General features: G+C 53.7%; 14 protein-coding genes, 2 pseudogenes and 1 other annotated feature. Of the genes and pseudogenes, 2 read left to right on the forward strand and 14 right to left on the reverse strand.

Annotated features, from left to right (window positions below; all coding sequences use genetic code 11):
* The first annotated feature begins 296 nt into the window (after positions 1-296).
* Both ppsR and COO59_RS04570 read left to right on the forward strand, forming a co-directional pair.
* Positions 297-1,124: a posphoenolpyruvate synthetase regulatory kinase/phosphorylase PpsR gene (ppsR, locus tag COO59_RS04565; protein ID WP_133158587.1), complete on the forward strand. Its 828-nt coding sequence runs from the start codon at positions 297-299 to the stop codon at positions 1,122-1,124.
* Between the two features lie 140 nt (positions 1,125-1,264).
* Entirely contained in the window at positions 1,265-2,314 is a 1,050-nt protein-coding gene (locus COO59_RS04570; protein ID WP_103058647.1) for a 3-deoxy-7-phosphoheptulonate synthase, read from the forward strand.
* Between the two features lie 199 nt (positions 2,315-2,513).
* Here COO59_RS04570 and COO59_RS04575 read toward each other — a convergent pair whose 3' ends face one another.
* The 14 genes and pseudogenes from COO59_RS04575 to infC all read right to left on the reverse strand — a co-directional run bounded on the left by COO59_RS04575 (position 2,514) and on the right by infC (position 14,150).
* Positions 2,514-3,953 (reverse strand): protein adenylyltransferase SelO, encoded by a 1,440-nt coding sequence (locus COO59_RS04575; protein WP_103058648.1) that lies wholly within the window; start codon positions 3,951-3,953, stop codon positions 2,514-2,516.
* Positions 3,954-4,028: 75 nt separating this feature from the next.
* On the reverse strand, positions 4,029-4,769 hold the full coding sequence (locus COO59_RS04580) for an EAL domain-containing protein (protein WP_165786486.1): 741 nt from the start codon (positions 4,767-4,769) through the stop codon (positions 4,029-4,031).
* Positions 4,770-5,147: 378 nt separating this feature from the next.
* Positions 5,148-5,609, reverse strand: coding sequence for a C40 family peptidase (locus COO59_RS04585; protein ID WP_103058650.1), 462 nt, complete (start codon positions 5,607-5,609; stop codon positions 5,148-5,150).
* A 70-nt stretch (positions 5,610-5,679) separates the two neighbouring features.
* On the reverse strand, positions 5,680-6,435 hold the full coding sequence (btuD, locus tag COO59_RS04590; RefSeq protein ID WP_103058651.1) for a vitamin B12 ABC transporter ATP-binding protein BtuD: 756 nt from the start codon (positions 6,433-6,435) through the stop codon (positions 5,680-5,682).
* Positions 6,435-6,980 carry a glutathione peroxidase gene (locus tag COO59_RS04595; protein ID WP_103058652.1) on the reverse strand — a complete coding sequence of 182 codons (546 nt, stop codon included), beginning with the start codon at positions 6,978-6,980 and terminating at the stop codon, positions 6,435-6,437. The genes btuD and COO59_RS04595 overlap by 1 nt, the downstream gene beginning before the upstream one ends.
* Before the next feature lie 34 nt (positions 6,981-7,014).
* Positions 7,015-7,998: a vitamin B12 ABC transporter permease BtuC gene (btuC, locus tag COO59_RS04600; protein ID WP_103058653.1), complete on the reverse strand. Its 984-nt coding sequence runs from the start codon at positions 7,996-7,998 to the stop codon at positions 7,015-7,017.
* A 101-nt stretch (positions 7,999-8,099) separates the two neighbouring features.
* Positions 8,100-8,525 carry a DUF2502 domain-containing protein gene (locus COO59_RS04605; protein ID WP_103058715.1) on the reverse strand — a complete coding sequence of 142 codons (426 nt, stop codon included), beginning with the start codon at positions 8,523-8,525 and terminating at the stop codon, positions 8,100-8,102.
* 392 nt (positions 8,526-8,917) lie between these two features.
* Entirely contained in the window at positions 8,918-9,217 is a 300-nt protein-coding gene (ihfA, locus tag COO59_RS04610; protein ID WP_103058654.1) for an integration host factor subunit alpha, read from the reverse strand.
* Between the two features lie 4 nt (positions 9,218-9,221).
* Positions 9,222-11,609 (reverse strand): phenylalanine--tRNA ligase subunit beta, encoded by a 2,388-nt coding sequence (pheT, locus tag COO59_RS04615; RefSeq protein WP_103058655.1) that lies wholly within the window; start codon positions 11,607-11,609, stop codon positions 9,222-9,224.
* A gap of 14 nt (positions 11,610-11,623) precedes the next feature.
* Positions 11,624-12,607, reverse strand: coding sequence for a phenylalanine--tRNA ligase subunit alpha (gene pheS, locus COO59_RS04620; RefSeq protein ID WP_103058656.1), 984 nt, complete (start codon positions 12,605-12,607; stop codon positions 11,624-11,626).
* A 72-nt stretch (positions 12,608-12,679) separates the two neighbouring features.
* Positions 12,680-12,804 (reverse strand) — a sequence feature (Phe leader region).
* Positions 12,754-12,795: pseudogene (pheM, locus tag COO59_RS21610) on the reverse strand (pheST operon leader peptide PheM). Its footprint overlaps the feature before it by 42 nt.
* A gap of 113 nt (positions 12,805-12,917) precedes the next feature.
* Complete coding sequence (gene rplT / locus COO59_RS04625; protein ID WP_010616241.1) at positions 12,918-13,274, reverse strand: 50S ribosomal protein L20; 357 nt, start codon at positions 13,272-13,274, stop codon at positions 12,918-12,920.
* Between the two features lie 39 nt (positions 13,275-13,313).
* Positions 13,314-13,511: a 50S ribosomal protein L35 gene (gene rpmI / locus COO59_RS04630; RefSeq protein WP_038626362.1), complete on the reverse strand. Its 198-nt coding sequence runs from the start codon at positions 13,509-13,511 to the stop codon at positions 13,314-13,316.
* Positions 13,512-13,608: 97 nt separating this feature from the next.
* Positions 13,609-14,150 (reverse strand): annotated as a pseudogene (gene infC / locus COO59_RS04635) (translation initiation factor IF-3).

Raw genomic sequence — 14,150 nt, forward strand, 5'->3', positions numbered from 1 at the left:
CAATAAATTCAGTAAAATGTATTAATGTAACCGTTTTACCTGGTTTATTTTTTTGCGCAACGCTGGGCCGCCTGCTTTTATCCATTCATTCTCTTCAGCTAGGTTTATAGATAAATAAAAGCAGGAACGCTATTTCATTTACTTATGGGCTAAACGCTCAGTAAAAGCGCAAAGAATAAAATATTCAAATTAATAATTTTTGAAACTTTCATTTCATAAAGTATGCGAAATTGCTGATTGATTTTATTGTTGATTATCTGCCAGGCTCAGTTAACCCTGTAGAAGAGAGAATAAGTATGACGGCAGAACGCAGCGTTTTTTACATCTCTGACGGCACCGCTATCACCGCTGAGGTGTTGGGACATGCGGTTATGTCCCAGTTTCCGGTGATGACCAATAGCTTTACCCTGCCTTTTGTAGAAAACGTCCAGCGCGCGCAGGCGGTAAAAGCGCAGATTAACGCCATTTATCAGCAAAGCGGCCTGCGTCCGCTGGTGTTTTTTTCTATTGTTCTGCCGGAGGTGCGCGACGTTATTTTACAAAGCGACGGCTTTTGTCAGGATATTGTGCAGGCGCTGGTCGCGCCGCTACAGCAGGAACTGGGCATGGCACCCGCCCCGGTAGCGCACCGCACCCACGGATTAACCGCCAGCAACCTGGGTAAATATGACGCGCGCATCGCAGCCATCGACTATACCCTGGCGCATGACGACGGTATTTCGCTGCGCGGCCTTGACGAGGCGCAGGTTATCCTGCTGGGCGTTTCCCGCTGCGGTAAAACGCCGACCAGCCTTTATCTGGCCATGCAGTTTGGCGTGCGGGCCGCCAATTATCCGTTCATCGCCGATGATATGGATAACCTGAAGCTGCCGCCGGCCCTGAAGCCTTTGCAGCATAAGCTGTTTGGTTTAACTATCGATCCGGAACGGCTGGCGGCGATTCGTCAGGAGCGGGCCGAGAACACACGCTATGCCTCAATGCGCCAGTGTCGGCTGGAAGTGGGCGAAGTTGAAGCGCTGTTTCGTTCGCACCAAATCCCCTATCTCAACAGCACTAACTATTCGGTTGAAGAGATCGCCACGAAAATTCTCGATATTATGGGACTGAATCGCCGGATGTATTAAGCTGAGCTTCGGCACATATTATGCTCCAGGATACGCTTTTAACCCTTTCAGGCGGTTGAATTTACTGCTGGTTGGTTTATTGTGATCGCCATCACTTCCCGGCACTTCTGCCGCTGTGAAGAAATTATTTTGAGATCCCAATGAACAAAACTGATGAACTGCGAACTGCACGCATCGATACGCTGGTGACGCCCGCAGCGCTGGCGGAGCAGTACCCGATAAGCGAGGGTATCGCTGCCAATGTCACTCAGGCGCGCCAGCGCATCGCGCGTATTCTTGCGGGCGACGATCCGCGCCTGCTGGTGATTATTGGCCCCTGTTCGCTGCACGATCCGCGCGCCGCGCTGGAATATGCCGCTAAGCTCAAGGCGCTGCATGATAAGTATCATTCCCGTCTTGAAATTGTCATGCGCACCTATTTTGAAAAACCCCGTACCGTTGTTGGCTGGAAAGGGCTGATTTCCGATCCCGATCTGGATGGTTCGTTTCGCGTTAATGAAGGGCTTGCCATTGCGCGTAAGCTGCTGCTGGATATTAATGCGCTGGGCCTGCCTACGGCTACGGAGTTCCTTGATATGGTGATCGGCCAGTTTATTGCCGATTTAGTGAGCTGGGGCGCTATCGGTGCCCGAACCACGGAAAGTCAGATCCATCGTGAAATGGCGTCGGCCCTTTCCTGTCCGGTCGGTTTTAAAAACGGTACCGATGGCAATACGCGCATTGCGGTAGATGCAATTCGGGCGGCACGGGTAAGCCACATGTTCCTTTCGCCTGACAAGCATGGTCAGATGACCATTTATCAGACCAGCGGTAACCCTTCCGGCCATATCATTATGCGCGGCGGTAAAGTGCCAAACTATCATCCGCAGGATATTGCGGATGCGGCGGCCAGCCTGCGCGCGTTTGACCTGCCGGAACAGCTGGTGGTGGATTTTAGCCACGGCAACTGCCTGAAGCAGCACCGCCGCCAGCGTGACGTGGCCGAATCGGTCGCGCAGCAGATCCGTGACGGCTCGCGCGCCATTGCCGGCGTGATGATTGAAAGCTTTTTGCAGGAGGGTAATCAGCCGGTCGTTAGCGGACAGCCGCTTACTTACGGTCAGTCCATTACCGATCCCTGTCTCGGCTGGGAAGATAGCGAAGCGGTGCTGGCGCAGCTGGCCGATGCGGTGGATAGCCGTTTTAATTAAAAAACCGGTGCCTGTGCAGGGAGCGCAGGCCGATCGTAAAGACGCAAAAGACATCATCTCTGACAGCTCGGCCTGCGCCATCCCTGGCGCAGGACGCTTTACTCTTCTGCCTGCACTCCCCGCGCCTTCAGTTCAGTGCATATTTGTGAAAAATATCTTCTGGCTAAATTGCTTGTCCGCGGGTTAGCGGGTTAGCGGGTTAGCTGGAGCAGCTTACCTCGATTTTCTTGCCTTCATCCGGCGGACGCCGGGTTAAATCGGCATATTCCGGCGCATCGCTGAACGGATTACACAACGCCTGATGCAGATGTTTCAGCATGGTGATGTCATCCCGCTGTGCGCCTTCAATCGCCTGCTGAGCCAGATAGTTGCGTAAAACAACCGCCGGATTGGCTGCTTTCATTCGCTGTTGGCGTTCGGCGTCGCTGCGCTCATCTTTTAATAAACGCTGCTGATAACGCTGATACCACTGGTCAAACGCCGCCCGATCGATAAATTCGTCGCGCAGCGGCGAACGGCTCTCCTGCTGCTGCGTCTCGCTTAGCATACGGAAGGTGCGCGTATAGTCGCTTCCCTCCTGACTCATCAACGCCAGCAGTCCGGTGAGCAGCTCGTTGTCCTCCGCCTGCGGCGTTAAAAAGCCCAGCTTCGCGCGCATTTTTTCGCCCCACGCCGCTATCAGCGCCGGCTCGTACCGGCTCAGCGCCTGCTTAAGCTGCTCGGTGGTCATCAGGTCCGACAGCGCATGCGCCAGCCGGTTAAGATTCCATAAACCGATCGTTGGCTGATTATCAAAGGCGTAACGTCCCTGATAATCCGAATGATTACAAATAAAGCCTGGCTGATAATCATCCAGAAAACCGTAGGGGCCATAGTCCAGCGTCAGACCCAGAATTGACATATTATCGGTATTCATCACCCCATGAGCGAAGCCAACACTCTGCCAGGCGGCGATTAAGCGTGCGGTGCGCTCCACGACATCGTTAAACCACAGCAGATAGCGATCCGGCTGCGACTCCAGCGACGGCCAGTGATAATGGATAAGGTAGTCTGCCAGCTGCCGTACTTTTTCCGGTTCGCCGTTATAGAAAAAGTGTTCAAAATGGCCGAAACGCGCATGGCTTTCCGCGACGCGCAGCAGCATCGCCCCGCGCTCTTTGGTTTCACGATAAACCGGTTCATCGCTGGTCACAATGGTTAGCGCCCGGCTGGAAGGAATGCCTAAATGATGCAGAGCCTCAGAGGCGAGAAATTCACGTACCGTCGAGCGCAGCACGGCACGCCCGTCGCCCATACGCGAATAAGGGGTCAGGCCCGCGCCCTTTAAATGCCAGTCAAATTTTCTGCCGTCGGACAGCTGCTGCTCGCCCAACAGAATGCCGCGCCCGTCGCCCAATTGTCCGGCCCAGACGCCAAACTGATGGCCGCTATAGACCTGCGCCAGCGGCTGCATGCCAGGCAGCAGCGTTGCGCCGCTCCAGATGTCGGTTTTGTCCGCGCTGAACCAGCTTTCATCCAGCTCCAGCTCACGCGCCAGCGCCTCGCTATGGTAAAGCAGGCGGGCCTGTTTAAGCGGGGTCGGCTTCAGCGCGGTATAAAATCCGCTTAATTCATTATGCCAGGTGTTATTAAACTCCATGCTGCCTCCGTTTGCCGCAGTAGAGTTTAAGTGTAACCCTGATGTGAGGTCGTAAACAAAAAACCGCGTGGGCTATCAGCCGTGGCCGTCAGAAAAGCCGGGGGGCGGCTCCATCAGGGTGGCCAGTTCGCTATCCGGGACGGGGGGAAACAGCGCGCCCTGCATGCCGGTAAAGGCAAAAGGGGTGATTTTTTCCAGCGTGGCGAGATCGTCCACGCCCTGCACGATAAATTGCTGACAGTGATCGCTGACCTGATAAGCGATGGCCTTTAACATGGAATGATAAGAGGCGCGCTTTAGCGTCTGCTGCAAAAAATATTTATCCAGCCTGATACGGTGAAACAGATTATCGTAAACCGCTTTTGCGGGGGCTTTACCTGAGCCAAAATTATTCAGCGTTAATTTAAATTTGTCGCTGAGGTTGCTTAATAACGGGTTATCTTTTCCCGCTTTAAAGTCGGGAAAGCTCTCATTAAGCGCTAATTCCAGCGCCTGAAGCGGCTGCAGTTTACGTAGCAGGAATTCACTGGATAAAATGGTCTCAACCATTTCTTCATCCACGCTCAAAATTACTGCAACATTATTCTGCAGAAAAAAGTCGTGATAATGCTCAATAACGCCGATCTGCTTTTGTAACGTTTGCAAACGCTGTTCGCCGTCGAGCTGAGATAACAGAATATCCTGCGGCACAACAACCTTAAGAGAAGCATGCGTAAAGCTGGACAGCAAATCTACGGCAAGTAATCGACCATTTAAAGCATAAACAGGATTGAAGGCTGTATGAATAAAATAATCAGCAAAAACTGGAGTTGTCATTTTTTTAGCCATGAAAAGTGGCAATTTGGGCATCCTATACTAAGGAAAAACTACAATCAATAGTGTCCTTAATGACAGGCGGCGGCCCTTTTCGCTCTTTTTAGTACGGTAACTTACTGATACTGCAGAATATAACTCAAATTTACCTTTATGGCCGCTTATGTTTCTCTGCACCGCGCCATGCTAATAAATAAGATTTAGTGATAATTTCTGTTGATTCCGGGAGTATCTTACTTACAGGACAATTAAAAAGGCCGCTTATGTAAAGCCGAATTTTCATTCATTCCGGCGCTACATTTCCTGCTTATCATTTCATATTTTAAAAGCTGTTTAAATGAGCATTTTCTGAATCGATTGATGCTTTTCAACAGGTTAATCTTAAATTCGCCGCGCCTGCCAAAATACTTTTTGCCAGTAGCTGTTATCCAGCGAAGAACGGATTACGCCCTGGCTGGTAGAGGCATGAATAAACTGTTTATCACTGTCGTAAATGCCTACATGCAGACCGTTTTCTCCACGGCCCGTTTTAAAGAAAACTAAATCCCCCGGCAGCAGCTGATCTTTATCGATGCGCGTTCCGGTAACGGTCTGGGCGCGAGTGCTTCGCGGCAGCTGTAAATTAAAGCGATCGCGGAAGGTGAGATAAACAAATCCGGAACAGTCGACGCCGCTCCGGCTCAGGCCGCCGTAGCGATAAGGCGTACCGTGCCAGCGGCTTAGCTGGTCGTTCAGTTCAGCAATAACGGTGATTGAATCAGCAAGACGCCCGTCAGGCGGTGGCGCATGATGACTACAGCCGACAAGTAATACGCTAAGCAAGAGTAATACACCGATTCGCATAACCTGAGTCCTTCCTGTATGAGCGGAGCCGGGCTAACTGTAACGGTAACAATTAGCGCTGGCAATCATCTCAGCGCATCTCTTCAGCGATTAACCAGCTTTCTCCTTCTGACTGCAGCTTACGAAAGGCCAGGCCATACAGCGCGCGCAGCGTCTCAGGCTGCAGAACGGCCTCAGCACGCCCCTGCTGCATCACTTTTCCCTGCTGCATTAGCCAAACGCCGCGTGCATGACGCAGGCTATGGTTAAGATCGTGACCGCTGGTGATTACCGCGCCGCCCGCGCGACAAAAAGCCGCTAACTCGCGATCCAGCGCCTGCTGCTGCGCCACATCCAGCCCGGCGTAAGGCTCGTCCAGCAACAGTAGCGTTGCTGGCTGCACGGCGCCTGGCCAAACCTGCAGCAGCACCGCCATCAGCCTTACGCGCTGCCATTCGCCGCCGGAAAGTTGGGTTAGCGGTCGCGTAAGCTTATCGTGCAGCTGAAAAGCCGCTATCAGCCGTGATAACAGCGTATCCTGCCCGACCGTTGCGCCCGCCAGATGCTGCTGCAAATAGTGAAAAACCGCCATCTGCCCCGGCGGCGGCTGCTGCTGTGGCAGCCAGGCGCGCCGTCGCGCCAGCGATGCCCGTGGCCACGCTTCCAGCGGCCTGCCGGCAAGTCGCACCACGCCTTTGCCGGGCAAAAGCCCGGACAGGCGCGCCAGCAGTGAACTTTTACCGGCGCCATTGGGGCCAAGCAGATGGATTAGCTCTCCGCCGTTGACCTGGGCGCTAAAAGCCTGCAGGCGTCCCGGCACGGTCGCCTGCTCAATGGATAACAACATTACTTCGCCAGCGCGAGCTTAATACTTTCCATTACGATAGGATCTTCCGGCGTCATATCCGGCGCGAAACGCTGTACCACTTCACCGTGGCGACCGACCAGGAACTTCTCGAAATTCCATAAAATGTCGCCCTTCTGTTTAGGCGCCCGGCCTTTACTCGCCATACGCTCATAAAAGCCGCTATTTTCCGGTTCTACCGCTTCAGGACATGCTGCAATCAGCTGCTGATAAAGCGGATGGCGTTCAGGTCCGTTCACCTCGATTTTGCTAAACATCGGGAAGCTGACGCCATAGTTGGTGTTGCAAAAATCTCTGATCTCTTCGTTACTGCCTGGCTCCTGACCGAGAAAAGCGTTGCACGGAAAACCCAGCACATTAAAGCCGGATTTATTCCAGGCGCGCTGCAGGTTTTCCAGCTCTTTATACTGCGGCGTCAGTCCGCACCGGGAAGCCACGTTAACGATCAGCAGGACATCGCCTTTCCATTGTCCCAGCGTGGTCCGTTTACCATCCAGCATAACCAGTTCAGTATCGTAAATGCTCATGCGTGTTTCCTGTTTCGGTGTGTGATACAGCCCCTTAACGGTGCTGAGTGAGTAATAACCAAATAAACAGCGGCGCGCCCAGCGTAGCCGTTACTACGCCAATGGGTAACTCCGCTGCGGTAAGTACCAGTCTGGCAATGATATCGGCAGCAAGCAATACGGCGGCGCCAGCCAGGGCGCTGGCCGGTAACAGCATACGATGATCGGTAAGCCCGTTTAACCGCAGCAAATGCGGCACCACCAGCCCGATAAAACCGATCGATCCGGCCAGTGCGACGCTAACGCCCACCAGCCAGCCAATCGCCACCACCAGCAGGTTGCGCCACAGGAAAAGCGACAGGCCGAGCTGGCGTGCGCTGGTTTCGCCCAGCGCCAGTAAATTCAGAATTTTCGCCTGCGCGCTCAGCCAGCAGAGAACCGGCAGCAGCGCCAGCATCAGCCAGCGGTAGCGCCAGTCAATACCGCTAAAGCCGCCCATCATCCAGTACATCAGCTGGCGCAAATCGAGGTTGCTGCTGAAATAAACCACCCAGGTCATCGCCGCGCTGCAGATAATCCCCAGCGCAACGCCAGCCAGCAGCAGGCGGCTGTTGGAAAGATGACGACGGGCAAAACGCAGCAGGATAAGCGTGACCAGCAGCGCGCCGGCAATGGCGGCCAGGCTGAACGCCCAGAAATCGCCATTACCCAGCAGCACGCACAGCACCAGCCCAATGCCCGCCCCGTTTGATACGCCCAGCAGGCCCGGCTCCGCCAGCGGGTTTTCAAACAGCGCCTGCATTACGCAGCCCGCCGTCGCCAGCGAGGCGCCGACCAGCAACACGCTCAGCGTACGCGGCAGGCGCAGCTGCCAGACGAACAGCTTCCCCGCCTCGCTTAGCCAGCGGTCAGGCAGGATCCACTCTTCCCCGGCGCACAGGCTGATCAGCGTAATGCCCAGCAGGATGGCGCTCAGCCAGCCCAGCCAACGATAAGCGCGGCGATCCGCCTGACGGGAAAGTTCAGTTAGCAGCGTCATAGCCGTAGTTTTATAAGGAAAACAGAGATTTGATTGTAGTGGCTGAAGCAAAAAAAGAAAGGGATAAGACAAGCCGGGCGCTGTCGCCCGGCGTAATACGCTTAGCCATGCGGCTGAAAATCGGGGCGATGGCCTGCCGCGCCATGCGCATCATGATCCGCCGCCAGCCGATCGTTGTTGTGTCCTTCACGGTGCGCCATCGGCCTACCATGTGCAGGCTCCTGATGATGCGTTACCGGCTTTTTGCGATCGGATTGCTGACGATGCTCTTCAGGTCGATGGGATTGCCAGCCGTTGCCGTTCCAGTAGCCGCGCGGCCCTTTCTCCCCAATATGATGGCCGTGATGTTCCTGCCACCATTGCGGGGCGCGCCAGTCATAGCCATCCCAGTAGTAACCTCGATGATCGCGATCGCCAATATGGATCGTCACGCCGGCGGGCGTCAGATCAAACGAAACGGCAGCGCTGGCAGCAACAGGAAGCGCCGTCAGGATACTCAGCACTATGCCTGGAAGTAATGTTTTCATTTTCATCGGGGTAACCTCATCGTGTTTCACCCCCTGTTTATACTCCCGAAGCGCAGGCTGTCACTATCATCCTGAGACGATTTTCACCTTATTTGCCTGATACTTACGAATTCCTTACATTGTGATTGCTTTATGAAAAAAGCGGAAAAAAACTCCGTTTAGCCAGCCTGAGCAGCGGCAGTAAAAATCCGCCTTCATAGAAGGCGGCATTGATTTCGCCCTGGAAGGGCGTACCAAAAACCTTAAAAAGAAGTCTCTGCCCGTTCTGTTAGATTTAAACCTAAAGATAATAAGGCAAAGCCAAAATCCGTTGCTAACCACGTCCACAGGACGTGGTTTTAAGTTAGGAATAAAAAAGGCCGCACGGGGCGGCCTTTTATGTTGCTGACAGATCAGTCGTTTTTAGGGGAAGCGTTCTCGACGCGGCTTTTCAGCTTTTGTCCAGGGCGGAACGTTACCACACGACGCGCGGTGATCGGAATATCTTCACCGGTTTTCGGGTTACGTCCTGGCCGTTGATTTTTGTCGCGAAGATCAAAGTTGCCAAATCCAGACAGTTTGACCTGCTCGCCGTTTTCCAAAGCTCTCCTTACCTCTTCAAAAAACAGTTCAACCAGCTCTTTGGCATCCCGTTTACTCAGCCCCAGCTTTTCAAACAGGTATTCCGACATATCAGCTTTTGTAAGCGCCATAGGTTCAATCCCTCAAGGTTGCCTGGAATCGCTCTTTTAATGCCGCAACGCAGTTGGCGACGGTTGCGGCAATCTCGTCTTCTTCGAGTGTCCGGCTGGTATCTTGCAAAATCAGGCTTATCGCAAGGCTCTTAAAACCTTCGTTTACACCCTTACCACGGTACACGTCAAACAAGTTTACGCCAACTATCTGATTTGCGCCAACTTTCTTACACTCCGCAATGATATCTGCTGCCGGGACCGTTTCAGCCACCACAACGGCGATATCGCGACGGTTTGCCGGGAAGCGAGAAATCTCGCGCGCATCAGGCAGGACGCGGTCTGCAACCTTATTCCAAAGCAGTTCAAACACTAAGGTTCGGCCATTGAGATCCAGCTTGCGCTCCAGCTCCGGATGAATTACTCCGATAAATCCGATGCGTTCGCCCTGTAAATAAATCGCGGCGCTTTGCCCCGGATGCAGGGCCGGATTCGCTTCGGCGCGGAATTCAATGACATCCAGTTTGCCGGTCAGCTCCAGTACCGATTCCAAATCACCTTTTAAATCATAGAAGTCGACGGTCTGACGCGCCAGGTCCCAGTGCTCTTCGAAGCGGTTGCCGCTCAATACGCCAGCCAGCATAACATCCTGACGGATACCTAAATCTGCTTGTGTATCCGGCACAAAGCGCAAACCGCTTTCAAACAGACGTACGCGGCTCTGCTGACGGTTCTGGTTGTATACCACAGCAGAGAGCAAACCGGTCCACAGCGAGAGGCGCATCGCGGACATATCGCTGGAGATCGGGCTGGGCAGAATCAGCGCATCAACGCCTGGATGCAGCAAGGCCTGCACTTTAGGATCGACAAAGCTGTACGTAATGGCTTCCTGGTAGCCTTTATCCACCAGCAGGTTTTTTACGCGCTTCAGCGACAGCGAGGCTTCGCGATGCTGCGTCATAACCAGCGAGGCTTTAACCGGCACGTCCGGGATGTTGTTGTAGCCGTAAACGCGCGCCACTTCTTCAACCAGATCTTCTTCAATCGCCATATCAAAGCGCCAGCCTGGCGCTACCGCGCGCCATTCGCCTGCGCTTACGCTCACTTCACAGCCCAGGCGCTGCAGGATGTCGGTGACCTGTTCATCGGCAATATGATGACCAATCAGTCGATCCAGTTTTTCACGGCGCAGCGTAATGGTAGCGCGTACCGGCAGCTTATCCTGGGCGCTGGTATCAACAACCGGACCCGCTTCACCGCCGCAAATCTCCAGCAGCAGGCGCGTAGCGCGCTCCATTGCCTGTTGCTGCAGGGCCGGATCGACGCCGCGCTCGTAGCGATGGGACGCATCGGTATGTAAACCGTGACGACGGGCGCGGCCAGTAATCGCCAGCGGCGCAAACCAGGCGCATTCCAGCAGTACGCTGGAGGTTTCTTCATTAACGCCTGAGTGCTCGCCGCCGAAGATGCCGCCCATTGCCAATGGTTTATGGTGATCGGCAATGACCAGCGTATCGCTGTTAAGCTTCACTTCGTTGCCGTCAAGCAGCGTCAGCGCTTCATCCTGCTGCGCCATACGCACCACGATACCGCCATCAATGCGATCCAGATCGAAGGCATGCATCGGCTGTCCCAGCTCCAGCAGCACGTAGTTGGTCACGTCCACAACCGGATCGATAGAGCGAATGCCGCAGCGACGCAGCTTCTCTTTCATCCACAGCGGCGTGGCCGCCTTCACATTAATATTTTTTACTACCCGGCTCAGATAACGCGGGCAGGCATCGGTCGCGTCTACGCGAATCGGCAGCGTATCGCTGATGGTCGCCGGCACCGCGGCCATTTCCGGCGTATTGAGCGGCAGGCCATTCAGCACGGCCACGTCGCGCGCGATACCAATAATGCCAAAGCAGTCGGCGCGGTTTGGCGTGATGCTGATTTCGATGCTGTTATCGTCCAGCTGCAGATAATCACGAATATCAGCGCCGATCGGCGCGTCCGCAGGCAGCTCAATGATACCGTTGTGATCGTCGCTGATGCCCAGCTCGGAGAATGAACACAGCATGCCTTCTGACGGCTCGCCGCGCAGCTTCGCCGCTTTGATTTTAAAATCGCCCGGCAGCACGGCACCGACGGTGGCCACCGCCACTTTCAGGCCCTGACGGCAGTTTGGCGCGCCGCAAACAATATCCAGCAGACGCTCGCCGCCGACGTTGACCTTGGTTACGCGCAGTTTATCGGCGTTCGGGTGCTGACCGCACTCAACAACTTCACCAACGACCACGCCGTGAAAAGCGCCCGCGACCGGCTCAATGCCGTCTACTTCCAGGCCGGCCATCGTGATTTGTTCCGCCAGGGCCGCACTGTCAAGAGCCGGATTTACCCATTCGCGTAACCAGAGTTCACTGAATTTCATTGGATAACCTGCCCTTATTTAAACTGTTTGAGGAAACGAAGATCGTTTTCGAAGAAAGCACGCAGATCGGTCACGCCATAACGCAGCATGGTCAGACGCTCCATACCCATGCCAAAGGCGAAGCCAGAGTAAATCTCCGGGTCGATGCCGACATTGCGCAGCACATTCGGATGCACCATGCCGCAGCCCAGCACTTCCAGCCATTTGCCGTTTTTGCCCATCACATCGACTTCAGCAGAAGGCTCGGTGAACGGGAAATAGGAAGGACGGAAGCGGATCTGTAAATCCTCTTCGAAGAAGTTACGCAGAAAATCGTGCAGTGTGCCCTTCAGGTTGGTGAAGCTGATACCTTTATCGACAATCAGGCCTTCCATCTGATGAAACATCGGCGTATGCGTCTGGTCGTAATCGTTACGGTAAACGCGGCCCGGCGCGATAATGCGAATCGGCGGCTGCTGGTTTTTCATCGTGCGGATCTGTACGCCGGAGGTCTGGGTACGCAACAGGCGCGTGGCGTCAAACCAGAAGGTATCATGATCGGCGCGGGCCGGATGATGGCCGGGAATGTTCAGCGCATCGAAGTTATGATAGTCGTCTTCGATTTCCGGTCCGGTGACCACGGCAAAACCCAGCTCGCCAAAAAAGGCTTCAATACGATCGATGGTACGGGTGACCGGATGCAGGCCGCCATTTTCTGTACGGCGCCCTGGCAGGGAAACATCAATGGTCTCAGCCGCCAGACGTGCGTTAAGCGCGGCGGATTCCAGCGCATCTTTCCGCGCGTTAAGCGCTTCCTGCACCTGCTGTTTGGCTTCGTTAATCACCGCGCCTGCCGCCGGACGCTCTTCGGCCGGCAGTTCGCGCAGGGTGGTCATCTGCAGGGTCAGATGCCCTTTTTTGCCCAGATATTCGACGCGGACGTTATCTAACGCCGCAACGTCCTGCGCATGTTCAATGGCTGCCCTGGCATTGGCAACCAGCTCTGCGAGATGGGACATTGTTTCCTCTTCTTCCAGCCTAAGGCCGGGCTGTTTCAGGTGGGGACCAGAAGTCCATATCAGTTCGCGGCAAACAAAAAAGCCTCCACGAGGGAGGCTTTCAGTGCGATTTTTCGTTTCTTTTTTCGCGCACAAGCCCCCGGAAATCAGGTGCTAAAGTAAAAAAAGAAACGAAAAATAGCGTGCATGCTTGGTTTACCTTGTCGCTTGCGTTAAACGGCTCTATTGAAATGCCAGCAGGCGGAAAAGTCAATCTTTTGCTGCGGTTACATAAAATAAAAGAGGGAGCAAGCTCCCTCTTCCATCTGACTTACGCCAGAGCTGATTTCGCTTTTTCAACCAGTGCAGTGAAAGCCACTTTGTCGAATACGGCGATGTCGGCCAGGATTTTACGGTCAATTTCAATGGACGCTTTTTTCAGGCCATTGATGAAACGGCTGTAAGAGATACCGTTCTGACGCGCTGCAGCGTTGATACGCGCAATCCACAGCTGACGGAACTGACGCTTACGCTGACGACGGTCGCGGTAAGCATACTGACCAGCTTTGATAACAGCCTGGAAGGCAACGCGGTAAACACGTGAACGTGCACCGTAGTAACCTTTAGCTTGTTTTAAGATTTTTTTGTGACGTGCGCGAGCAATTACACCACGTTTTACACGAGCCATTTGAGCTCTCCTGTTCTATATTCTGATTGAAAAATTAACTTATGCGTACGGCAGGCAGGCAATAACCAGACCCAGATCGCCTTTAGACACCATGGCTTTCGGGCGCAGGTGACGTTTACGCTTGGTTGATTTTTTGGTCAGGATATGACGCAGGTTCGCATGCTTGTGCTTAAATCCACCTTTACCGGTTTTTTTAAAGCGTTTAGCCGCGCCACGGACAGTTTTAATCTTAGGCATTTATAAAATATCCACTTCGCATTGTTAATAAAATGAACCAGACAGGCGAATAAAAACCGCCCAGCGCGAACGCTGCGCGGCATTATTACTTGAAAGCCTACTGTTTCTTCTTGGGTGCGAGCACATGATCATCTGGCGGCCTTCAATCTTCGAAGGGAAAGATTCAACCACTGCCAGTTCACTCAGATCTTCTTTCACGCGGTTAAGCACTTCCATACCGATCTGCTGGTGCGCCATCTCACGACCGCGAAAACGCAGGGTGATTTTGGCTTTATCGCCTTCTTCCAGAAAACGAATCAGGTTGCGTAGTTTGACCTGATAGTCGCCTTCATCGGTACCAGGGCGGAATTTAATTTCCTTCACCTGGATAACTTTCTGCTTCTTCTTCTGTTCCTTAGAAGACTTGCTCTTTTCATAGAGGAACTTGCCGTAATCCATTATACGACAAACCGGCGGTTCGGCGTTAGGGCTGATTTCAACTAAATCAACGCCTGCTTCTTCAGCTTTTTCAATAGCTTCGCGTAAACTAACAATACCAAGCTGCTCGCCTTCGACGCCAGTCAGACGCACCTCGGTAGCACGGATTTCACCGTTAATACGATTGGGACGCGTCGGTTGAACTCGTTTTCCGCCTTTAAT

This window comes from Mixta theicola, from assembly GCF_002895925.1.
Classification (GTDB): domain Bacteria; phylum Pseudomonadota; class Gammaproteobacteria; order Enterobacterales; family Enterobacteriaceae; genus Mixta; species Mixta theicola.